Raw genomic sequence first — 21,821 nt, 5'->3', positions numbered from 1 at the left:
GAAGGGGTTCGAGCCACCCGCTCCGGCCCGGACCAGCTCCCTGCATCGACACCCCCTCCCCCTGTCCCCTCCCGCGGGGAGGGGGGACTGACTTGGTCGAGGACCATCAGATGACCACCAGCATCGGCGTCGGGCTGATCGGCACCGGCTTCATGGGCGAATGCCATGCTTTGGCCTTCCGGGCCGCGCCCGCGGTGTTCCGCACCCGGCTCGGCGTGCGGCTCGAGGCCGTGGCCGACATCGACGCCGGCGCGGCTCGGCGCGCCGCCGAGCGCTTCGGCTTCGCCCGCGCCACCGATGACTGGCGCGACCTCGTCTCCGACCCGAAGGTCGACCTGGTCGCCGTCACCTCCCCCAACCTGCTGCACAAGCCGATGGCGCTGGCAGCGCTGGAGGCCGGCAAGCACGTCTATTGCGAAAAGCCGCTGGCCCTGACCGCCGCCGATGCGGCGGAGATGGCGGCGGCCGCCGCCAGGGCCGGTACCGTCACCATGGTCGGCTACAACTACCTGCGCAGCCCGGCCGTCTCCTTCGCCGCGCAGCTGATCCGCGACGGCGCCATCGGCCGCGTCACCTATTTCCGCGGCGTCAGCGACGAGGACTACATGGCCGATCCGGCCGTGCCGATGTCCTGGCGCTGCCGGCGCGACCAGGCGGGCAGCGGCGCGCTGGGCGACATCGGCTCGCATATCCTCAGCGTGGCGCTGTCCCTGATCGGCCCGATCGCCGAGGTCTCGGCCGACCAGCGGACGGTGATCGCCGAGCGTCCCCTGCCCGCCGCCGGCGAGGGCCGCGAGCGCCGCGACGGCGCCGCCGCGGTGACGGCGGAGACGGCGAAGGTGGAGAACGAGGACCAGACCCACGCCCTGCTGCGCTTCGCCGACGGCACCATCGGCACGGTGGCGACCAGCCGCGTCGCCTGGGGCCGCAAGAACCACTTGGCCTTCGAGGTGTTCGGCACCGAGGGCGCGATCCTGTTCGACCAGGAGCGGATGAACGAGCTGCAACTCTACCAGCCCAGCGCCGCGCCGGGCGACCGCAACGGCTTCCGCACCGTGCTGACCGGCCCGGCCCACCCGCATTACGGCGCCTTCAGCCCCGCCGCCGGCCACGGCCTCGGCTTCAACGACCTCAAGGTGATCGAGGTGGCGCAGCTGCTCGACGCCATCGCCAGCGGCCCGGCGGCCTATCCGGACTTCGCCGCCGCCGCGGCGCTGGAACGGGTGAGCGAAGCGATCGGCCGGTCGGCGGCGGAGAGGAAGTGGATCGGCGTCGGCGAATGATACCGGTGAGCCTATGAAGGGGTCGTCATTGCGAGCGCAGCGAAGCAATCCAGGGCCGCAAGAGCGGAGGCATGGATTGCTTCATCGGCTTCGCCTCCTCGCAATGACGGTTCCTTCGCAGGAGAGTCCGATCATGGGGTCGTCGGTATGAGGCGGCGACCAGGAGGAGACTCGCTCGTCTATCGGACTATGCGTTCGATTGCGGTACACCGGCCTGCGACAAGCGGCGGAAGGACTGTCTGACCAACAGGAACATCCCCCACGAGAACGCGATCGCGGCGAGCCCAGGGATGAGGGACACGATCGAAGACAACAGATCGGAATACGGCCAGCCCTTCCAAGCGATCGCGACGACCGTCGCCGTCCAGGCGACACTAGAGAAGATCGCGATGCCCTGCAGCACATGCAGCACCCACAGCCGGCGCAGCACGAGCCCGAGAACGAGCGTAAGACAGATGGCCCACATCGGGAGCCAGAACTGAGGATCTTCCGAGCCGGGAAGCCAATGCACTGAAGCAGTCACGACGAGAAATATCGCGGCATAGAGATGGAGGGGCCATGGAATACGCCTATTGAAATCCGTGCGTCCTGTACGGCGGAGATCGTAGCATCTCTCTCCAGCCGCTTCAGCCCGGCCGCGTCTCAAAATCACTGGGACACACTCACCCCGGCCCCATCCCCTTCTCCGTCAGCTCCTTGATCGCCTGTTCGGTCTTGCCGAGATGGGACAGGCCCATGCCGCGCAGCACATGCGGGGCCTTGGTGAACTGGATGTTGCCGTAGCCGACGATCTCGATCCGGTTGCCCCAGGGGTCGAGGAAGTCGAGGAACGGGCCGGGCAGCACCTTTACCCCGGCCTCGGCCAGCGCCCTTCGCACCGCGTCCTTGTCGTCCACCACCAGCCCGAAGTGGCGGCCATCGTCAGGCCCCTGGCGGCGGCCCTGCTGCAGCGCCAGGAACTGGTCGCCCAGGTCGATGAAGGCCATGCCTTCGGAGCGACCGCGCAGGGTGAAGTCGAACAACTGGCCGTAAAAGGTCAGCGCCTCGTCGATGTCGCCGACCTCGAGCGCGACGTGGTTGAATCCGATCGCACGGGCCTTGCGGTCCTCGGGCATGGCGGGATCCTCCGGCTGCCTCGGCCTCGGCAGGATACCGCCGCAGCGCCGGGACGGCCAAGCGGAGCCCGCGACGGAAATGCGCCGTGAGCGGACCTGAGCACCCGGCCGGACGCAGGCCTCATCGAGGGGCGGCCGGACAGATAAATTCTTTCTGCGTCGCTGCGAACCGAACCCGGAACCGGCCGATAATCCGGCAGATTTTCTCCTCAAAGCCGACAGAACGTCGGCGGCAAAAGGGAGACTTGAGATGGCCAACGAGAGGCGCAGATATCAGGAGCGCGAGCGCGAGGACTGGCGGCGCCGGGAACGGCGCGACGAGGGCTATCGCAGCGGCCGCTCCGAGGACGAGGGTGAATACGGGCAGTACGGCCGCGGTCGCGATTACGGGCGCGGCGAAGACTATTATGGCCGCGGCGAGGAGATGCGCGAGGGCGGATATATGGGCGGTCCCGGCCGCGAGCCCTCTGGCCCGGGCTACCGGGAGAGCGACTACGGCTATCGCGGCCGGGGCTGGGAGGGCCAGGAAGATCGCCCCCGCTGGTCCGGCCAGGGCTATGGCGGTCAGAGCTGGGGCGAAGGCGGCTACGGCCGGAACTGGGCCGGGCAGGAAGGCTATGGCGGCCGCGGCTATGGCGGCCAGTGGACCCAGGGCGGGGACTGGATGCGTGGCGAAACCGGCTATGGCACCACGGGCGAGGGCTTCGGCCGCGGCATGGAAGGATTTCGCGGTCGAGGGCCGCGCGGCTACACCCGGTCCGACGAGCGCATCCGCGAGGATGTCTGCGACAGGCTGACCGACGATCCCGCCGTCGACGCGTCCGAGATCGAGATCACGGTCTCCAACGCGGAGGTGACGCTCACCGGCACGGTCAACAGCCGTGACCAGCGCCGGCGCGCCGAGGATTGCGCCGAGCAGGTGTCCGGGGTCGGCCATGTCCAGAACAACCTGCGGGTCAAGAAGGAGGAGCAGGGCGGCAGCCAGACCATCTCCGGTCAGGGGACGACCGGCAGCCAGACCGGCACGAGCACGGGCAGCAGGACCAGTTCCTCCGGCCGACGCTCGGCCACCGAGCTCTAAGCGTGGTCGGCGGGCGCCCTTCGGGGCGCCCGCCTTTCCAACTTCATCGGAGCCGGCCTCTGGCATGGCCTTTGCATCGTCTCGGCCGTGTTGGCGACGAGGGAAGGTCAATGTCGGACAACGTGGTCGGTCTGCGCGGCGCCTATGTCCCCCCGGCTGTGGAGGAGACGCCCGCGGCGAATCCAACGGTCGTGGAGGAGCTGGAGCGGCTGCTCGAGGCGGCAAAGGCCGGCGAGATCGTCGGGCTGGCCGGCGCCTATCTGCACAAGGATCGGGTCGTTGGCTATTCCTACGCGGGCCCGGTCTCCGGATACGCCGTGATCGGCGCTCTGGAATGCATGAAGGAGCGTCTCCTCCGCATCGCCTTGAGCCAGGACTGAACGGCGTCGAGGTCGGCGGCCGCCCGCAAAGCGGGCAGTCTCTGCCTAAATTTTAGGCCGCCCGGCGAGATGACCTTGCTCTCACGCCATCTCCACCTGCGGCTGGCGGGTTTCGGATCGAGAGCCCGTCTACGGTTGCGCCGTCAGGCCGGCACACAGAGGACCCGGCTCGGCGCGCCCATTGCCGACGCCGGTGGGATCGCTCACCCTGTCCGGAAGGCCGACGGGCGCGGAGACGGCCCACGGGAGGACAGCATGGCGGAGACGATCAGGATCGGCGGGCTGCTGCTGGAGTTCCTGCACGACAAGGAGAGCACGGCCGGCAGCCTCGACATGTTCCGGATGACGGTTCAGCCGAACGCCCGGATGCCGGTGCCGCACTATCACGAGAGCTGGGACGAGGTCGCCTATGGCCTCGCCGGCACCCTGACCTTCCAGGTCGACGGCCGCGATGTGCCGGTCGGGCCAGGGGACTCCGTCTTCATCCGGCGCGGCGTCGTGCACGGCTTCCGCAACGACACACAGGCGCCGGCGACCTGCCTGTCGGTGCTGACGCCCGGCGTGCTAGGCCCCGCCTATTTCCGCGAGGTCGCCGCCCTGGTCGCCGCCGGCGCGCCTGACCCGGCGCGGATGAAGCAGGTCATGTTGCGCTACGGGCTGGTGCCGGTCGCGCCCGGCGCCTGATCGACGGCCCGATGGCGGAGCAGGCGACCGGGCGCGCCAGGACGGCCGCGGGAATGGCCAAGGGCGTGGCGCTGGGCTTCCTCGCCTATGCCCTGTTCACCTTCGGCGACGCCAATGTGAAGGCGCTGTCGGGCCGCCTCTCGGTGTTCGAGATCGGCTTCTTCGTCGGCGTCTTCGCCCTGGCCATGCTGCCGTTCATCCGCAGGCCGGGCGAGCCCTGGCGCGAAGCCTTCCGGCCGAAGCGCCCGGGGCTGGTTGCCGTGCGCGTGGCCAGCGGCATCTGCGCCGGACTGCTGGGCATGGTCGCGTTCACCAACCTCCCCTTCGCCGAGGCCTATGCCATCATTTTCCTGGCGCCGTCCTTCGTGACGATCCTCTCCGCCCTCATCCTGAAGGAAAGGGTGGCTTGGCAGCGCCTGGCCGCCATCGCCCTCGGCTTCGGCGGTGTCCTCCTGGTCGTCCGCCCCGGCTTCCAGGAGCTGCATCCGGCCCATCTGGCCGCCCTGGGAACGGCGCTGGCGATGGCGGCGACCGTGCTGGTGCTGCGGGTGATCGCGCCGGTCGAGAGCCGGGTGACGCTCCTCGCCTATCCGATCCTGACCGGTAAGCTCGTGACCGGTCCCTTGATGCTGCTGGATTTCCGCTGGCCGGAGCCGATCGAGTTCGGGTTCCTGGCTCTGGCCGGCCTGCTGGCGGCGGCCGCCCAGATCGGGCTGATCCAGGCGACCCGCTTCGCCCCGGCGCACCGCGTCGGGCCTGCGCAGTACAGCCAGATCGTCTGGGCGGTGGTGATCGGCGCGGTGTTCTTCGCGGAGATCCCCGACGGCGTCGCGCTCGCCGGCATCGGCCTCGTGCTGGCGTCCGGTCTCTTCGCCTTCCTGGGCCGGGCGGCGGCCTAACCCGGCACCAGCAGCACCTTGCCGCCGCGGCCTGGAAGGGCGTCATGCGCCAGCGCGGCGGCGAAGTCGATGATCGGGTAGTGGGCCGCCACGGCGGTGGTGGCGAGGCCGGAGCGGATGTCGCCGAACACCTCGGCCATGGTCTCGCGCAGCGCCGCGCGAGGGGCCGCATGGACCCAGCTGCGCAGCCAGAAGGGCCGCACCGCCACTCCGTCCCGCCGGCCCAGCTCCGGCGGCAGCGGCACGCCGGAGAGCAGGCCGTAATGAATCATGGTCCCGCCCGGCCGGATCGCCGCGGCCAAAGCGGCGCCGGCCGCGCCGCCGACCGCGTCGAAGCCGCCGTCGAGACGCGGCAGCGGAAAGCCCTCGACCACCACCTCTGCGGCAGGTTCTTCCTCCAGCGCGGCCACGGAGGCGGCGGAGCGGAGGATCGCCACCGGCCGGGCACCGGCCGCGCGCAGCATCCTGAGCAGCATGCGGCCGATGGCGGAGCCGGCGGCGTTGATCCCGATCAGCGCCCCGGGCGTCGGCGCCAGGGCGCGCAGCATCAGCCGCGCGGTCAGCGGGTTGACATAGGCGGTGGCGGCCTGATCGTCGGTCAGGTCCTCCGGCACCGGCACGCACCATTCGGCCGGCAGCGCCTTGAGCCCCTGCCACCCGCCGGCCGAGCCGAGCGGCAGCACCCGCTGCCCGACGCCGAGGCCCGTCGTCGCGGGCCCCAGCGCCTCGACCACGCCGACGCCTTCGAAGCCGGGGACGAAAGGCAGCGGCGTGCGCTGGGGATAGGCGCCGCGGATCGTCAACAGGTCGGAAGGGTTGATGGCGCTGGCCAGCATCCGCACCACCGCGCCGGCCGGCCCCGGCTGCGGGCGCGGCGCGGTTTCGACGGACAGGACCTCGGCGGGCGGGCCGAAGCGACGGGCGACGAGTCGGAGCATGCGCCGACCGGACACCGGCGTGGCCACGGCGTCAACCCGCCTCCAGCGCGGCCGACAGCTCGGCGTAGCTCGGCCCCAGGCGACGCAGCAGGCCGGCGACCGCGGCGGCGTCGCCGACCACCAGCGGGTGCTGCAGCGCGCCGATCAGACGGGCCTGGCGGTCCATGATCCGCGCCGCCTCCCCTCGCCCGATCCGAGCCAGGCAGGTCGCGGCGTCGGCCGCGCGGCGGGCGCCCACCCGGACGGCGAACTGGATCAGGTGTTCGCGCAGCCCGGGATCGCCGCCGGCCTCGATCAGCTCGGCCAGGCGCTCCGCCGCCGCGCCGTTGCCGAGGGTGCCGGCGGGCAGATGGCGGCCCTCCGCCATCGAAAGCCAGCGGATCGCGGCGGGGAGCGAGGCCCGGACCGCCTCCTCCTCCGCCACCGCCCGCAGCTGCCGGAACCCGGTGCGGAAGGTGAAGGGTGTGGCGTAGTCGACCGTCTCGGCCCGCCAAGCGGCGAGAAAGTCGTCGACCGGCAGCGTGGCATAGGGATGGCCCTGCGGGTCGTGCATCAGCACCCGCCTCTCCTCCAGGCCGAGCACGACGACGTAATGGTCGGCGCCGATCGGCCCGGTCATCTCCGGCTGGTGGCGCAGATGTCCCATCTCCACCGGGCCGACCCAGACGGGTCCGTCCGCCAGCGCCGCCGCGAGGGCGGCCAGCGCCTGCCCCGCCGTGCCGCCGCGGTGCAGCGAGGAGGTCCAGCCCAGAGCGTCCAGGACACCGTCGAACCCGGCTTCCGGCGTCCAGCCATAGGGGTCGAAGAACGGCAGGGTGCCGCCGACCAGCTGCATGCCGAAGGGGCTGCCGGTGGCGAATTCGATCACCGCGGTCGAGGGCGTGCGGTCGCCGAACATCATCGCGAAGGAATTCGCGTAGCAATAGGGGCCGGAGCCGATATAGCGGAAATACGTCATGGCCGTCGCCATCTCCAATTTCATCGAGGCGACACGACAAGAGCGGAAAATTTCCGGGAATTGTCAACATCAACTTTACGACAAAAATACTGGCCGAAAGCCTCACGAATAATTTGTCGAAATTCATGAACCTGAATTCGCCCTCAGCCCCATCTCGGCTGGCACCGGCCGCATCGGCACTTGGGTGCGCTGCCGCGCGGAACGCCGTTTTCGCGGCCGCCGTTGTCCCGGGTGGAAGGGGCCCGGAACCGAGGAGACAACGGTGAGCGAGAATCTGAGCCGCACATCCCTCCCGGACGAGCTCGGGCAGATGCTGGAGCATGTCTACCGCGAGTGGGACCGCGCCTGGTCCGAGGACGACCTCGAGGCGATGATCGCCCTCTACGCCCCCGACGCCGTGCTGGAGAGCCCGCTGGTCGCCCATCTGCTGGGCCGCCCGGACGGGGTGCTGCGCGGGCGCGACCGGATCAAGGCGCTGCTGGACAAGGCCGCGCCGCGGAAGCCCGACCGGCGCAGCTTCCACCGCCGCGGTTACTTCACCGACGGCCGGACGCTGGTGTGGGAATATCCGCGGGCCACGCCCGACGGCGAGCAGATGGATTTCTTCGAGGTGATGGAGATCGAGGACGGGCTGATCCGCCAGCACCGCGTCTACTGGGGCTGGCGTGGCGTGGAGATCATCAAGGCCGACGCCTACCACAAGGGCAAGGAGGCCTGAGCGCGGCCTCGACGGCATACTGGCCGGGGCCGGCAGCAACGAGGAGGCACGGGGATGATCATCCGCTACGGGGAGCACAAGCCGACGATCGACCCCGAGGCCTGGGTCGCACCGGACGCCACGGCCTGCGGCGACGTGACCATCGGGCCGGGCGCGCGGATCCTGCACGGCGCCCGGCTGGTGGCAGAGGCCGGCGGGTCGATCCGGATCGGCCGCAAGGGCATCGTGATGGAGAACGCGGTCATCCGCGCCACGGCGCGGCATCCCTGCACGATCGGCGACCATTGCCTGGTCGGGCCGAACAGCCATGTCGTCGGCGCCGAGATCGGCGACGAGGTCTTCATCGCCACCGGGGCCGCCGTGTTCCATGGCGCGGTTGTGGGCGACGGCGCGGAGATCCGGGTCAACGGCACCGTCCATCTGCGCAGCCGGCTGGAGGCGGGCGCAACCGTGCCGATCGGCTGGGTCGCGGTCGGCGACCCGGCCCGGATCCTGCCGCCGGACCAGCACGAGGCGATCTGGGCGCTGCAGAAGCCGCTCGATTTCCCGGGCTTCGTCTACGGGCTCGACCGCGGGACGCCCGGCCTGATGCGCGAGGTGACCGCCCGGCTGTCGGAGCGGCTGTCGGTGCACCGCTCGGAGACGCGTATCGACGAATCCGGCTGAGCCGCCGGCCTTTATCCCGCCGTCTCCACCTCCAGCCCCGCCGCCTTCCAGTCGAGGAAACCGTCGCGCAGCCGCCGCGCCTTCAGGCCGCGGGCGCGCAGGGCGGCGACCGCCTCGACCGAGAGGACGCAGTAGGGGCCGCGACAATAGGCGACGATCTCCCGTCCCGTCGGCAGCTCGGCCAGGCGGCGCTCCAGCGTCTCGACCGGGATGTTCACGGCGCCGGGCAGGTGGCCCAGCGCGAACTCCTCCCCCGGCCTGACGTCGAGCAGCGTCACCCCGCCCTCGCGCAGCCGCTCCAGCAGCTCCTCGCGAGAGATGCCCTCCAGCCGTTCCGGCCGGCCGAGACTGTCGGCGAGCACGTCGCGGATCTCCGCCCGCCGATGCTCGGCCTGCTGGCGTAGGGCGGCGAGCAGCGGCACGATTGGGCCGCCGCCCAGCCGGTACAGCACCCGCTTGCCGTCCCGCCGCGTTTCGACCAGCCCGGCGCGCCGCAGATGCTGCAGATGCTGTGAGGCGTTGGCGACGGAAAGGCCGGAGAGCTCGGCCAGGCGCTCCACCGGCCGCTCGCCCTGGCCGATCTGCTCCAGGAGCATCAGCCGGTGGGCGTGGCCGAGGGTGCGGGCGAGCTCCGCCAGCTCGGTGAAGATCAAGGTCTGGGCGTCGGTCATTGACAGGAGGCTAGCATCGCTTCATCAATCAAGCAATTCATTGAATGATTCCGATGCGGAAGGGACGACGGATGGATGAAGGGCTGGAATTCGGGCTGCGCGCGGTCGCGATCGGGGCCGGCGCCACGGTCGTTGCCGATCTGTGGACGGCGCTGCTGGCGCGGCTGACGGGCGTGCGGGGGCTCGACTGGGCCATGGTCGGCCGCTGGGTCGGGCATTTCCCGCGCGGCCGCTTCGTGCATGACGGCATCGGCAAGGCGGCGCCGGTCGCGGGCGAGCGCGCCCTCGGCTGGATCGTCCATTACGGCACCGGGATCGTGTTCGCGGCGCTGCTGCTGGCGATCTCCGGCCTGGGCTGGGCGCGCGACCCGACCCTGCCGCCGGCGCTGGCCTTCGGCCTCGTCACGGTGGCCGCGCCGTTCCTGCTGATGCAGCCGGGACTGGGCATCGGCATCGCGGCCTCGAAGACGCCGAACCCGACCGCCGCGAGGCTGCGCAGCCTGATGACCCATGCGGTGTTCGGGATCGGCCTCTACCTCGCCGCCCTGGTCACGGCGGCGCTGATGGGGGCGTGAGGGCGCGCGGCGTCAGGCCTTGGACCGGCCGCGCGCGAGCTCCCCGGGCTCCTCGATCTCGGCGACCTTGAGCAGGTACTTGCCGTAGCCGCTCTTCTCCAGCTTGCGGCCCTGGGCGACGAGTTGCTCCCGGTCGATGAAGCCCTGGAGATAGGCGATCTCCTCCGGGCAGGCGACGCGCAGGCCCTGGCGCCGCTCCAGCGTCTGCACGTAGCTCGCGGCCTCGAGCAGGCTGTCATGCGTGCCCATGTCGAACCAGGCGAAGCCGCGGCCCATCTTCTCGACATGGAGCCGGCCGCGCTCGAGATAGGCGCGGTTGACGTCGGTGATCTCGAGCTCGCCGCGGGCCGAGGGCTTCAGGTTCGCGGCGATGTCGACCACCTCCGCGTCGTAGAAGTAGAGGCCGGTGACCGCCCAGTTGGAGGTCGGGTTGCGCGGCTTCTCCTCGATCGCCGCGGCCCGGCCGTCGGCGCCGAAATTGACCACGCCATAGCGTTCCGGATCGTCGACATGATAGGCGAAGACCGAAGCGCCGGAGGGCCGGCCGGCGGCCGAGGCCAGAAGTTCCGGCAGGCCATGGCCGTGATAGATGTTGTCGCCGAGGATCAGCGCCGAGGGGCCGCCGGCGACGAAATCGGCGCCGATGATGTAGGCCTGGGCCAGCCCGTCCGGGCTGGGCTGCACCGCATACTCGATGGTCATGCCCCATTGCGAGCCGTCGCCGAGCAGCCGCTGGAACTGCGGCATGTCGTGCGGGGTGGAGATGACCAGCACCTCCCGGATCCCGGCCAGCATCAGCACGCTGAGCGGGTAGTAGACCATCGGCTTGTCATAGACCGGCATCAGCTGCTTGGAGGTGGCGAGCGTCAGCGGGTGCAGCCGGGTGCCGCTGCCGCCGGCGAGGATGATGCCTTTCATGGGGACTCCCGAGGGTGGAAGACGAGAACGGCCACTTCTGGATGTCTGTCCGGACTGAATCGGTCAACTGCCGAATGATGGATGTTCATTCCAGCCCGACCTCGGCTTCGCCAACGCGGCCTGGGAGAGCCGAGCTTGTGCTCATCCGGCGTCACCACCGCGGCTAGTGACGATCGCAATGGCTTACGACGCGGATTCGATGATGAGAGACGATGCCGCCGGCTTTAGGGCCCGCCGCCGACGCCCCTGGCACAAAGCAAGAATCCGCTCGCACGTCGTCTCCGCAAATCGACGAAAAGTGAAGGCATCGACGTGTCGCTTGGCTTCGCGGTCGAATTCCCGGAGCGACATGCGCCCACGGTCGAGATGTAGGTGCGGCTGCTCAGGCGCATCCAGGGCCGCTGCTGTTCCGTTCACAACATCGAGCATCGCTTCGCCGAGTGCGTCGATGTCGCCCGCGGCCGTCAATCGCCCCAAGCCACCGACGACATTGGGCAAGTTATGGGCCGCGTACCCAACGGGAATGCAGCCGGCCCTGAGAGCCTCCACGACAGTCTTGCAGAAGCCTTCGTGATACGAGGGGATGGCGAAGACATGCGACGACAGATAGAGGTCATGCAGGCGCTGGTCATCGACGGTCCCGAGCAGCTCGACCGACAGATCGCCTTCGAGCGCTGCGATCTCCGCCCGGACGGCGGCGATATAGGCCCGGTCGGAGAAACGCTCGTTCCCGACGATCCGGATACGCACGGGCACGCGAAGCCGCTGCCGGATGCGTGCCATTCCCCTGACCAGGTCGAGCACGCCTTTGGATGGCACCAAGCGTCCAACAAAGAGAATCTCTATGGGTTTCGCTGGCTTGCCTTCCAGATCCAGCAGTCGCGGCCCTTCGACCGACAATGGGATGATGTGAAGGCGCGATTGATCGAAGTCCCGATCAATCAGTTCCTGCGCATTGACGGGGCTGACCGGCCACACCTCGTCGGCATGTGCAAGATTCGACATCTGCCGGAAGGATCGCTCGATAACCGGCCGATCTGCCGCCGGGACGATCGCGGCGGGGGTAATGTTGTGAAAGTAGACGGCCTGGATCGCATGACCGTTGCCCACCAGCAAGGCATCGATCAGTTCGGCATAGATGCCGAAGTGATAGACGAGCATATCAGCGCGGAGGAATGCTGGGTCGAGCAGCATGTCCGCGACCCCGCCCTGCACGATACGCGCCTTGATCTCCGGGAAATCATTGCACCACGTCAACAGAACGACATCGAAGCGCGGATCATTTGCCAAGGCGCGGTATGTATCCACCGCGGCGGCGGAGATCGCGTCGTGCTGGACGACGATCGGACATATGACGGCGACACGCAGCGGGATGTCGGGGATGCGACCGTCCGCCGGAGAAGCGGAGCCGGAGATCATGTCCGTGCCATCGCCGCCGGCCCGGTCTCACGCGCGGGTCTTCGAGTATGGGCGATGGCCGCGCGATCCAGACAGTCGATGATGCCTCGGGCCATCCGCTCTGCCGTAAAGAGATTCTCATACCGGGCCCGGGCCGCTGTTCCCAGGCGCTCTCGCAATGTCTTGTCCGTTACCAATCGCTCCACGCACTCAGCCAAAGACGTCCGGTCACCCGGCTCGGCCAGCAGGCCACTGACACCGTCCTCCACGACCTCGACCATTCCGCCGGCGCGGCAGCCGATGACGGGCTTGCCGAACATCATGCCCTCGATAAGCATCAGGCCGAAGGATTCGAACCGCGAGGGCGTAACCAGCAAATCACAGCTTCGGTAGAAGCCTCGCAACCGCTCGTCATTGACCTCGCCGTGGAACACAACGCGATCCCGGATCTGGTCGATGCTGAAATCGGCTTCGAAAGAGGCCCGCCAAGTCGTGCCATTCGGCCCCTGAATGCTGTCGTTGCCGACGACGTCGAGATGAAGGTGCGGATATTTCGGCAGGAGGGATCTCGCCACGTCGAACAGCACGTCGATTCCCTTGCGGGCTTCCAGGCGGCCGACAAACAGCATCCGCAACGACCCGGGGGCCAGATCCGGCGGGCATTCGGCGGGAAGATCGCTCCAGTCCTCCAGACCGTGAGGGACCAGGGACAGGCGGTCCGGCTCGAACGTCAGGCCATAGCTCTCCTGAATCTGGCGGACGATGGCTTCGCTGTTCGCGAGGATGCGATCGGAGTGCTGCAGGACATGACGCTCCAATGCCAGCATCGGCGTGCCGAATTCACGCATATAGGTGGCGTCGTCGGCAAACTCTCGATGACTATCCAGCCAGGAACGCAACATCGTGTGTAAACTGGTGCAGACGGGAAGCCGACCGTCCGTGAGCGGACCGATTGATTCGCAGTCCCAGGTGGGGGCGACGATGGCAGTGACCGGCCGCTTTTCGTCGATCGCCGCAACCGCCTGGGTCATCGTCGAGGAGGCGACCCAAACAGGCGCAGGAACGTCGAGGCCGGCAGGCAAAGCCTGGGCCTGTTCCGGGCGTGCCAGCAGCCTGTGGACCCAGACCCCGTTCTCGAAATCCACGCGGTCATGGCCTTCCCCGCGAGTCAGCACATGGACATGATGTCCGAATGCCGCGATGCTTCGGGCCGCTTGATGGACATATCGGCCGATCCCGCCTGTACGCCCGGGCGGATACTCCTGACTGAGAAAGCAATAGGTGCGCCGCCCGCCCTCGGGGTTGGGACGGGGAAATTCGAGATAGCCTGCGGCATAGCGGCTGAGCGTCTCATGGCGCAGCAGCCGGCGCTGGCCGCTCAGACCGCGGGACAGGCCTACCGTCCATGCGCGCTCGCAATCCCGGTGGAAACTCTTCAGATCCTCCTCGCTGAGAGTTCCCCGTTCGATATGCCAGGCAATATCCCGCGCATGCTCGTCAATGAAAGCCGACGCGTCTCGGACGGCCCGATCAACACTGTGATGGCCATGATTGTTGATCAGTGAAAAATATATCTTGTTCTTGATCACCGCAAAGCGATGTCGGGTCACTCGGTGTTCGTTGCGGATCGCGCTGGGGAGGAACTTGTGGTGGACGAGAGCCGCGGGCAGTTGCGCAACTTTCCAGCCCGCATCGACCAAGCGACAGCACAGATCGGTTTCGTCTAGATAAAACTCGTACTCTTCGTCGAAGCCGCCGAGCTCCAGCAGAACGGAGCGACGAAAGGCACTATTGGTGCCCTGAACATACGGGAAGTTGTAGGAGAGAGGAAAGTTGTAGTCATCGGCCGGCGTCGCACGTGCCCAGTCGGCACGAGCCAAACGATCGGCGCTCGAATAGAGATATTGCGGAGAGGCTCCCGTATGGTCGTAGACGACCCCTCCGGCCCCGCCGACCGGAGCGTCGCGGAAGGCGACTTCCAAATCCCGCAGCCATTCAGGTTCGGCAAGCCCATCGTCGTCGATGAATGCGACGATGTCGCCCGACGCCATGGCGATACCGATATTCCGCGATATCGACAGGTTCCGTTCCGGATTGGCCGCGACCTTTATCGCACCGCGATAACCACCCAGAACAACGTCGGTGCCATCCTGTGTCGGCCCGTGGACCACACAGACCTCAAACGAGGGGTAGTCGATGTAACGAAGGCAATCCAGGGTGTTGCGTAAGGCGTCGGCGCGTCCATCAGTGCAGATGACGACAGAGAAGCGCGGCACCGATCCGGCTTTGTTCTCGTCTCGAGCTTGGCTAAGCTCCATTGTAAGAAATCGCCTCCACCATCACGCCAAGAGCCCTAGCATCCGGACCACCTCCGACTTCACGAGGAACTCGTGTTTCGGACCCGATGTGGAGGACCCGATTAGTCCCGCTCAGCGGAATTGTAAAGTCTCGACGCTCGCCCGGCTGGAAGTTGTGCCGCGCCACATAGCTTCCGCAATAGAGGTTCACTTCGATCGGAACCGGCAGATAGTTTTCTGCATGGACCGTCGCACTCTGCCACTCACTGGAATTATCCAAGGTCAAGCGACTGGCCCATTGGGCAAAGCGCCGTTTCGTAGCCGAATCGAGAACCCAGGTCTCCTCCTCATCCGCGGGCAAGATAGTCTTTTCCAATTCGACCCGGCCGTCATGTCTTGTGCAGTGATACAGAAGACCGAGAAGGCCCAAGTTCGGCGTCACCTCCTTCTGCACCAGAAAGCCGGACCGCAGCAGGAGACGGATGAAATAGCTCTCCTGAAATCCCAGTTCCATCCAGCCAAAGCGGCGAACAGCCCAAAGCGCATGGCCATCCCTGCGCAGCCCCCACGGCACGGGAAAGGATGGATCGATTGGCTCTCCGCACAATATCAGCCGACCGCCCGGACGCAGTAGATTCCGGATATTGGCCACCACCGCGCCGTGCTCGAGGGCATGATGAAAGGCCTCGAAGAAAACCACCCCATCGAACTTCGACCCATCCGCGGGATTGCATCCGAAATGCCCCTCCCACGTATCGAGGTGATTGCCCAGGGCCTTTGCCTGACGACGCGCGATTTCGAGGAACTTGGGCTCTATATCGACGCAGGTGACCGCGTATCCGGCTCGTGCGAGAGCCGCTGAAACATGCCCCCAGCCAACGCCGTACTCGATGACCCGACTTCCCGAAGGAAGCGCGAGATTCCGCAATATGTTTCCCACACCCATCATGTAAGATCCAATGAAATTCGGATCTTTTGTCGAGAAGGGAAAATACTCGGGAAACGGCAACTCCCGAGACACGTTGGGGTCCAGCTCAGCTCTTTCCGGATCATAGAGATCCTGGTTAGCTATACGCTTATATGTCCCAAGAACCCAATCACGATAAGAGTCGGTGAATGGATCCAATGGGCCTGGATCCTCGAAACCCATGGTAAAAGCGCCGAGAAGCCGAATGGCTGCCGCATAGTCGGTTTGCATCAACTCGTCGGCTCGACTCAGCGTCGCATCCAATTCCTGATAGCTGCTGGTCGGCGGCATCGAATCCCTCGACTATGGACGAGTTGCTTGAATCTCGAATTCAAAACACTTGCCGTTCGGCCGTCCCTTGACTGGGACGACGACATCGCGGAACCCCGCCTCCTGCAGCAAGATTGACAGGCTCTCCGGCGTAAACATGTTGTAGTGGAAGTCGCCGTCGTAATCCTGAGCACCGAACAGGACCTCCCGGAAATCCTCGAACGGATAGGTCCCGGCAGCGGCGCCCGCGAGCATCGCCTCTCCATCCGGTACGATCGCCCGGAACAGACCTCCTTCGACAAGCAGGTCCCGCCAGTAGGGCAGCAGGCGCCTCCGGATCTCCTCCTGCGGAAAATGCTCCATGAGATGTGCCGAGAAAATCTCGCTGATGCTGCCAGGCTCTACCGGGATGTCGGCAGCCTCGGCCACGATGTCGACGCCCGGCAATTCCCGCATATCAACGTTGATGTAGCCATCCAGAGGGATATGGCCGCATCCGATATTCAACCGGACATGACCGGCGCGCCGTTGCTCGTCGACACGGTCCTGATTGACGATCCGGCCCGCGGGCTTGGCCTGACCTCGCTTGACTGCCGCCCCGCCATAGGCCATCTCGAACATGATCTCGCGGCGGACGAATTCGATCCGTTCCCACAGCTTGGCGATGCTGCCATCCGTGTTGTGAGCGAAATTGCGAAACTCGCCATGCAGCGCTTCGCTGCGTTCCGTCAGTTCCGTTTGCACTTTCTGAAGGCGCAACGGGATCTCCGACGAGACGTCCTCGTGGCGCCTCCGCAGGTCGTCGACCTCTTTGCGATTGCGGGACAATTCGTGCCCGAACGCCCCCACCGTGGAGACTGCGTTGAGGAAGGCAGGCACATGTTGACGCCAGCCGGCCTCGAGCCGATCCAGGCGCTCCTGCATCGATCCGAGCCGCGGCTCAATCTGCTTCGAGATGCGCTTCCAGATCGGCCGCTCGATGCGCCGCCTCAAAGGTCTAAGCAATCCCACGCCCGCCAGCCCCTTTTTCGATTTCGCACCAACCAGCACTCACAGGGGCTGGGTTGTGCCAGAGAATGCCAGCCAACTCAATTGGCCTCGATCGGCACGGCCTTGAGCTGCGAGGCGATCTCCGATTGCTCCCGGTTCCGAACACCCGACAGCGCGCCCCATTCCCTATGAAGTCCGGCTGTCGACCGCTCCTCCCCGCGTCTCTTCGGCTTCGGTCGACGCATTCAGCGCTTGCCAGATCCCTTCGGCCACATCGGACCACCGGCGAAGATCCTCCCGGCGAATCCGCCGGGCCATCGCCTCGCGATGCTCATCATCCGTGATCAGCCTGAGGCAGGCGTCGAGGATGGAGTTCGGATCGTAAGGATCCACATATTCGACAAGCGCCCCGCCGACCTCGGGCATCGAGCTCACGTTTGAGGCAACGACGGGGCGCCCGAACCAGAGGCTTTCGCCGATAGGCAGGCCCCAGCCCTCATAGTAGCTGACGCAAACCGAGAACAGGCAGCGCCTATAAAGGTAGGCCAGCTCGAAATCGTCCGGCCGGTCAACAATCCGGATATAGCCGTCGAGATTGCCGGTGCCTTGGAGGAAATCGTCGAAGGCTCCCTTAAGCCAACCGTGCTTACCGGCGAAGACCAGCCGCGGCGTGTCGAAGCCCAGGCGCCGATAGATCTCCTGCCAGACGGTCGCCAATGTCCAGACATTCTTCCGCGATTCGATCGTACCAACGACCAGGACATATGGAAGCTGGGCCGCGTTCAGCACCTCGGCGCGGATGCGACGGCGATTGAAGCTGTGACGTTCCGGATCGAAGAACTTGGCCGGAACCTTCGCCACCCCGCGATGATCGTCTGGCAATAGGAATTCGTGAGCCAGCGGAACGACACGGATCGGCGTGGCGCGCCCGGTGTGCGCCTGCATGAAGCGCTCGAGATCCCGCCGGGTGGCTTCGGAGTTCACCAGGAACAGATCGACAAGATCGCTCATTCGGCTGATCCAGTCCGAGAACTGCTCCGGCACGTTGTCCACCACGTGCTCCGGGCAAGCCAAGGGTATCAGGTCATGCACGAAGAGCGAGACTTCGATGCCAATGCTCCTTCTGGCCTCCATCAAGGCGTCCACATATGTCCTGAAAAGATCGCCCCATGTGGCTCCCGTGATAAAGACACAGTCCCCCCTCTTGAAGGAGATTTCGAAGGCGTGCGCCGGCTTCGCTTCGAACTTACGACGGCGCTTCTGACGTATTCTGTGGCGCTCGAACGTACGTCCTTGATCCAGCGCGTTTCGCAGGCGCAGTCGCAAACCGTGGAAGACTCGCTTGATCGGGCTCTTGTACCGCTGCTTCAAGTAGTCCCGAAGCTTACGGAAACCGGCAGCGCGGTATTCAATGGAGAAATAGCGGCAGAATTCTGCCTGATCATATACATAGGAAGCGCTAAACGGCTCGGCGGAGAACCATAGCATCCGCTTAAATAGCGGGTGATAGCAGATGAGACGAAGATGCTCGTTGCCGTAGACCTGCGAAAGGTACTTTATGATCTCTATCGAGACCCTTTGAATACCGCTCAGCCGTTCGTTCGAGCGCGCAAATTCGACGACATCACTGACGTCAAAATAGATCACCTTTTCAGCGCTCAAGGATCACCTGCTTGATTTTCCGCCGACAGTTCCGACACGGGCGTCAAATATGTCCCCACAGATGGGGGCCCTGAAGAAGTCAAACTGCCATAGACATCTTCACCGACATCGCGCCAGCGCCTCAACTGGGTCTGCTTAATCGCCTGTTCCCGACCCTCGATATAGCCCCCCTCGCCAACCGCCCGCCCGATCACCCGCCGCATGTCCTCGAGATCGTGCGGATCGACATACTCCGCCAGATCCCCGCCCACCTGCGGCATCGACGATGTCTTCGACGTGATGCAGAGCTTGCCGAACCACAGGCTTTCGCCGATCGGCAGGCCCCAGCCCTCGTACAGGCTGGGGAACACCGTGAACCGGCAGTTCCGGTACAGGAAGGCGAGCTCCGCATCCGACGGCCGCTCCGCCACCGCGACATAGCCGCCGAGGTTGCCGGTGGCGCGCAGCAGGTCGAACACGTCCTCGGTCAGCCAGCCGCGCTGCCCGGCCAGCACCAGCCGCGGCAGGCCGACCCCGATGTCCTGGCGCAGTTGGGCCCAGACCTTGCAAAGGGCCAACGTGTTCTTGCGCACCTCGATGGTGCCAACGCAGAGCACGAAGGGATGCTCCGCCAGGGCGCGGATGGAATGGGCGATCGGCGTCCCGTCCTCCACCTCGCCCATGAATTCGTGCGCCAGCGGCACCACCCGCGTCGGGATCGCGCCGCCCGCGGCCGGCATCACCCGCCGCAGATCCGCCTCGGTCTGGTCGGAGACGCAGAGGAAGCCGGAGACATAATCGGCCGCGCGCTCGAGGAACTTGCGGAACTCGACGTCATGGCCGGGCTTGGCCAGCCAGGGCTTCAACAGCGGAATGACGTCGTGGATCATCTGGAAGACGCGGTTGCCCACCGCCTTCCGCGACGCCAGATAGGCGATGTAGGGCTCGTTGCGGAAGTTCGGCGCCAGCACCAGAATCCCGTCGTCCGGCTGTAGGGAAGGCTCCCGCAAGCGGCCTTCGTGCCCGGCGGCACCGCCGAGCGCTCCCCAGCGGAGCCGGCGCCTCCGGCTCTCCAACCGGCCGAGAAGCCCCTGCTTCCGGCCGCCCGCGTCGTCGGGAAGCGCCATCTCGCGCAGGAAATCGCCGCGCCGCGCCTCGAACCGATAGTCCGGTCCTATAAAGGAGAGGTCGATCTCGACCACCCGGCGCAGCTTCGGATGCCAGGCGATGCCGCGGACCGCGTCCGGCCCGTGCATCGCCACCAGATGACCGACGACGCGGAGGACGACCCGCTGGATGCCGGTCACGGTCGCATGCTTGCGCGCATGCGCCAGAATCGTCGTCATGTCGCAGAAGATGCGGGACAAGGCCCCTCCCCCGAGCTCGGCCGCTCAGCCCGATCTGCAGCGGGATAGCGGACTCACCCCGCCACCGCCACGGCGGGCTGCGTCTCGGCCTCGGCCTGCCGCTCGTCCTCGGCGGTCTGCATCGCCCACAGCCGGGCGTAGAGGCCGCCGCGCTTCAGCAGTTCGGCATGGCTGCCGGTCTCGACCACCTGGCCCTGATCCATGACGTAGATCAGGTCGGCGCCGCGCACGGTGGAGAGGCGGTGCGCGATCATCAGCGTGGTGCGGCCCACCATCAGCCGGGTCAGCGCGTCCTGCACCTGGCGCTCGCTTTCGGTGTCGAGCGCCGAGGTCGCCTCGTCCAGCAGCAGGATCGGCGCGTTCTTCAGCATGGCCCGGGCGATCGACAGCCGCTGCCGCTGGCCGCCCGAGAGGCGCACGCCGTGCTCGCCGATCTGGGTGTCGTAGCCCTGCGGCAGGGCGAGGATGAAGTCGTGCGCCGCCGCCGCGCGGGCCGCGGCCTCGATCTCCTCCTGGCTCGCCCCCGGCCGGGCATAGGCGATGTTGTCGCGCACCGTGGCGTCGAACAGCGTCGTCTCCTGGCTGACCAGGCCGATCTGCTCACGCAGCGAGTGCTGGGTGACGTCGCGGATATCGTGCCCGTCGATCCGGACCGCGCCCGAGGACGGGTCGTAGAATCGGGGGATCAGGTTCAGCAGCGTCGACTTGCCGGCGCCCGAGGGGCCGACCAGCGCCACCGTCCTCCCGGCCGGAATATCGACCGAGACGCCGCGCAGCGCCGGGATGGCCGGGCCGTAGGAGAAATGCACGTCCTCGAGCCGGATCGCGCCGGTCACCCGGTCCAGCACGGCGGCGCCGGGCCGGTCGGTGATCGTCGGCTGCTTGTCGATCATGGCGAAGATGCCCTCCGCCGCGGTCAGCCCCTGCTGGATCGAGCCCCAGGTGTTCACGATCCGCTTCAGCGGATCATAGGTCGAGATCAGCGCGAAGATGAAGGCCGTGAACTCGCCGGTGGTGCGGTTGCCGCTGATCACCTGCGACCCGCCGTAGAAGATGACGGCGGAGATCGCGATGCCCGACAGCACCTCCATGAACGGGGTGTTGTAGGACTTGATCCGCGTCATCCGCTGCGACAGCTTCGACACCGCCTGGACGAAGGTCTCCGTCGCCTTGATGGTGCGCAACTCGGCATTGTAGGCCTTGACGTGGCGGATGCCCTGGAAGACCTGGGTCAGGTAGCTGGTCAGCTCGCCCATGCCGAACTGCGACTTGCGGGTCACCTTGCGCAGGTCGCGGCCGACCTTGATGACCGGGATGGCCGAGAGCGGGAAGGTGATCGAGGCGACCAGCGCCAACCGCCAGTCCATGTAGAACATCGCCACCAGGAGGCCGACGAGCGTGGTGGCGTCGCGCCCGATCGAGGCGGCGCTGGTCGAGACCGCCCCCATCACGGCCTGGACGTTGTAGATGAACTGGCTGACCAGATGGCCCGAGGCGGTGGCGTGGAAGCTGGCCAGGTCGTCCCAGATCTTCTGGCTGAACATGCGCATCTGCAGCTCGGCCACGATGCGCCGGCCGATGCTGTTCATCACCACGGTGAAACCGTAGGTCGACGCCCCGCGCACGAGGAAGATGACGATCACGGCGATCGAGATCGGCATCAGCAGCTCGGCGTTCTTCTCGGTGAAGATGCCGTCGAGCGTGTGCTGCAGGGCGTAGGGGATCGCCGAGGTCGCGGCGGCGGTGGCGCCGAGGCACAGGAACGCCATGACGAAGCGCCAGAAATGGCCCTTCATGTGCTCCCGCATCATCCGCTTCGCGATCTGCCAGTCGGATGGCCCTTCGGCGCGTGGTCTCTTGCTCATGGGGTGCTCATATAGCGCCGTCCGGCCGATCCGCCAAATGACAGTCGCGTCAGGTCCGAACGAAAACAGGGCGCCCGGCCCGCCGGCGACCGGTTCGTCCGGCTGCGGCGGGCGGGCGCCCTGTCCGTTCGGCGACGGCA

General features: G+C 66.6%; 21 protein-coding genes. 8 read left to right on the top strand and 13 right to left on the bottom strand.

Going from position 1 to position 21,821, the window contains the following annotated elements:
- The first annotated feature begins 110 nt into the window (after positions 1-110).
- Positions 111-1,283, top strand: a complete 1,173-nt coding sequence (locus tag G537_RS0122230; RefSeq protein WP_034852658.1) for a Gfo/Idh/MocA family protein — start codon at positions 111-113, stop codon at positions 1,281-1,283.
- 187 nt (positions 1,284-1,470) lie between these two features.
- Here G537_RS0122230 and G537_RS0122225 read toward each other — a convergent pair whose 3' ends face one another.
- Together G537_RS0122225 and G537_RS0122220 are read right to left on the bottom strand one after the other, a co-directional pair.
- The gene (locus G537_RS0122225) at positions 1,471-1,806 is read right to left on the bottom strand and encodes a hypothetical protein (RefSeq protein ID WP_155888715.1); all 336 of its coding nucleotides are present in this window, start codon (positions 1,804-1,806) and stop codon (positions 1,471-1,473) included.
- Positions 1,807-1,945: 139 nt separating this feature from the next.
- The gene (locus tag G537_RS0122220; protein ID WP_026871989.1) at positions 1,946-2,398 is read right to left on the bottom strand and encodes a VOC family protein; all 453 of its coding nucleotides are present in this window, start codon (positions 2,396-2,398) and stop codon (positions 1,946-1,948) included.
- Positions 2,399-2,648: 250 nt separating this feature from the next.
- Here G537_RS0122220 and G537_RS45105 point away from each other — a divergent pair, with 250 nt between their 5' ends.
- From G537_RS45105 to G537_RS39295, 4 genes are all read left to right on the top strand, one after another.
- The gene (locus tag G537_RS45105) at positions 2,649-3,479 is read left to right on the top strand and encodes a BON domain-containing protein (protein ID WP_051248865.1); all 831 of its coding nucleotides are present in this window, start codon (positions 2,649-2,651) and stop codon (positions 3,477-3,479) included.
- 110 nt (positions 3,480-3,589) lie between these two features.
- Positions 3,590-3,859 carry a hypothetical protein gene (locus tag G537_RS0122210; protein ID WP_026871988.1) on the top strand — a complete coding sequence of 90 codons (270 nt, stop codon included), beginning with the start codon at positions 3,590-3,592 and terminating at the stop codon, positions 3,857-3,859.
- 255 nt (positions 3,860-4,114) lie between these two features.
- The gene (locus tag G537_RS0122205; RefSeq protein ID WP_026871987.1) at positions 4,115-4,543 is read left to right on the top strand and encodes a cupin domain-containing protein; all 429 of its coding nucleotides are present in this window, start codon (positions 4,115-4,117) and stop codon (positions 4,541-4,543) included.
- 11 nt (positions 4,544-4,554) lie between these two features.
- Positions 4,555-5,442: a DMT family transporter gene (locus tag G537_RS39295; protein ID WP_211230467.1), complete on the top strand. Its 888-nt coding sequence runs from the start codon at positions 4,555-4,557 to the stop codon at positions 5,440-5,442.
- On the opposite strand, the gene G537_RS0122195 is transcribed toward G537_RS39295, so the two are convergent.
- Together G537_RS0122195 and G537_RS0122190 are read right to left on the bottom strand one after the other, a co-directional pair.
- Positions 5,439-6,380, bottom strand: a complete 942-nt coding sequence (locus tag G537_RS0122195; protein WP_026871986.1) for a zinc-dependent alcohol dehydrogenase family protein — start codon at positions 6,378-6,380, stop codon at positions 5,439-5,441. The two genes, G537_RS39295 and G537_RS0122195, sit on opposite strands and share 4 nt — an antisense overlap.
- Before the next feature lie 31 nt (positions 6,381-6,411).
- Positions 6,412-7,338, bottom strand: coding sequence for a cysteine peptidase family C39 domain-containing protein (locus tag G537_RS0122190; RefSeq protein WP_026871985.1), 927 nt, complete (start codon positions 7,336-7,338; stop codon positions 6,412-6,414).
- A gap of 262 nt (positions 7,339-7,600) precedes the next feature.
- Here G537_RS0122190 and G537_RS0122185 point away from each other — a divergent pair, with 262 nt between their 5' ends.
- Entirely contained in the window at positions 7,601-8,056 is a 456-nt protein-coding gene (locus G537_RS0122185; RefSeq protein WP_026871984.1) for a nuclear transport factor 2 family protein, read from the top strand.
- Positions 8,057-8,110: 54 nt separating this feature from the next.
- Positions 8,111-8,722, top strand: coding sequence for a gamma carbonic anhydrase family protein (locus tag G537_RS0122180; RefSeq protein ID WP_026871983.1), 612 nt, complete (start codon positions 8,111-8,113; stop codon positions 8,720-8,722).
- Between the two features lie 11 nt (positions 8,723-8,733).
- Here the strand turns inward: G537_RS0122180 and G537_RS0122175 are convergent, their stop codons facing one another.
- Entirely contained in the window at positions 8,734-9,393 is a 660-nt protein-coding gene (locus G537_RS0122175; protein WP_026871982.1) for an ArsR/SmtB family transcription factor, read from the bottom strand.
- A 71-nt stretch (positions 9,394-9,464) separates the two neighbouring features.
- Here G537_RS0122175 and G537_RS0122170 point away from each other — a divergent pair, with 71 nt between their 5' ends.
- Positions 9,465-9,968: a DUF2938 domain-containing protein gene (locus G537_RS0122170; protein ID WP_026871981.1), complete on the top strand. Its 504-nt coding sequence runs from the start codon at positions 9,465-9,467 to the stop codon at positions 9,966-9,968.
- A 12-nt stretch (positions 9,969-9,980) separates the two neighbouring features.
- Here the strand turns inward: G537_RS0122170 and rfbA are convergent, their stop codons facing one another.
- The 8 genes from rfbA to G537_RS39280 form a co-directional block, all read right to left on the bottom strand.
- Positions 9,981-10,886 (bottom strand): glucose-1-phosphate thymidylyltransferase RfbA, encoded by a 906-nt coding sequence (gene rfbA, locus G537_RS39290; RefSeq protein ID WP_051248864.1) that lies wholly within the window; start codon positions 10,884-10,886, stop codon positions 9,981-9,983.
- Between the two features lie 183 nt (positions 10,887-11,069).
- Complete coding sequence (locus tag G537_RS0122160; protein ID WP_026871980.1) at positions 11,070-12,305, bottom strand: glycosyltransferase; 1,236 nt, start codon at positions 12,303-12,305, stop codon at positions 11,070-11,072.
- The gene (locus G537_RS43080) at positions 12,302-14,602 is read right to left on the bottom strand and encodes a glycosyltransferase (RefSeq protein ID WP_081688971.1); all 2,301 of its coding nucleotides are present in this window, start codon (positions 14,600-14,602) and stop codon (positions 12,302-12,304) included. Before G537_RS43080 ends, G537_RS0122160 begins: the two co-directional genes overlap by 4 nt.
- Positions 14,592-15,839, bottom strand: a complete 1,248-nt coding sequence (locus tag G537_RS43075) for a class I SAM-dependent methyltransferase (RefSeq protein ID WP_081688970.1) — start codon at positions 15,837-15,839, stop codon at positions 14,592-14,594. Before G537_RS43075 ends, G537_RS43080 begins: the two co-directional genes overlap by 11 nt.
- Before the next feature lie 12 nt (positions 15,840-15,851).
- Positions 15,852-16,811 carry a class I SAM-dependent methyltransferase gene (locus G537_RS39285; RefSeq protein ID WP_051248862.1) on the bottom strand — a complete coding sequence of 320 codons (960 nt, stop codon included), beginning with the start codon at positions 16,809-16,811 and terminating at the stop codon, positions 15,852-15,854.
- 183 nt (positions 16,812-16,994) lie between these two features.
- Positions 16,995-18,470: a glycosyltransferase family 4 protein gene (locus G537_RS0122130; RefSeq protein ID WP_026871975.1), complete on the bottom strand. Its 1,476-nt coding sequence runs from the start codon at positions 18,468-18,470 to the stop codon at positions 16,995-16,997.
- Positions 18,467-19,816 carry a glycosyltransferase family 4 protein gene (locus tag G537_RS0122125; protein WP_026871974.1) on the bottom strand — a complete coding sequence of 450 codons (1,350 nt, stop codon included), beginning with the start codon at positions 19,814-19,816 and terminating at the stop codon, positions 18,467-18,469. The genes G537_RS0122130 and G537_RS0122125 overlap by 4 nt, the downstream gene beginning before the upstream one ends.
- A gap of 53 nt (positions 19,817-19,869) precedes the next feature.
- Positions 19,870-21,681 carry an ABC transporter ATP-binding protein gene (locus G537_RS39280; RefSeq protein WP_034852616.1) on the bottom strand — a complete coding sequence of 604 codons (1,812 nt, stop codon included), beginning with the start codon at positions 21,679-21,681 and terminating at the stop codon, positions 19,870-19,872.
- Positions 21,682-21,821: the final 140 nt, after the last annotated feature.

This window comes from Inquilinus limosus DSM 16000 (genome assembly GCF_000423185.1).
Lineage (GTDB): Bacteria > Pseudomonadota > Alphaproteobacteria > DSM-16000 > Inquilinaceae > Inquilinus > Inquilinus limosus.
Note: the sequence above shows the minus strand (reverse complement) of the source record. Positions and strands in the feature narration are given on the sequence as shown.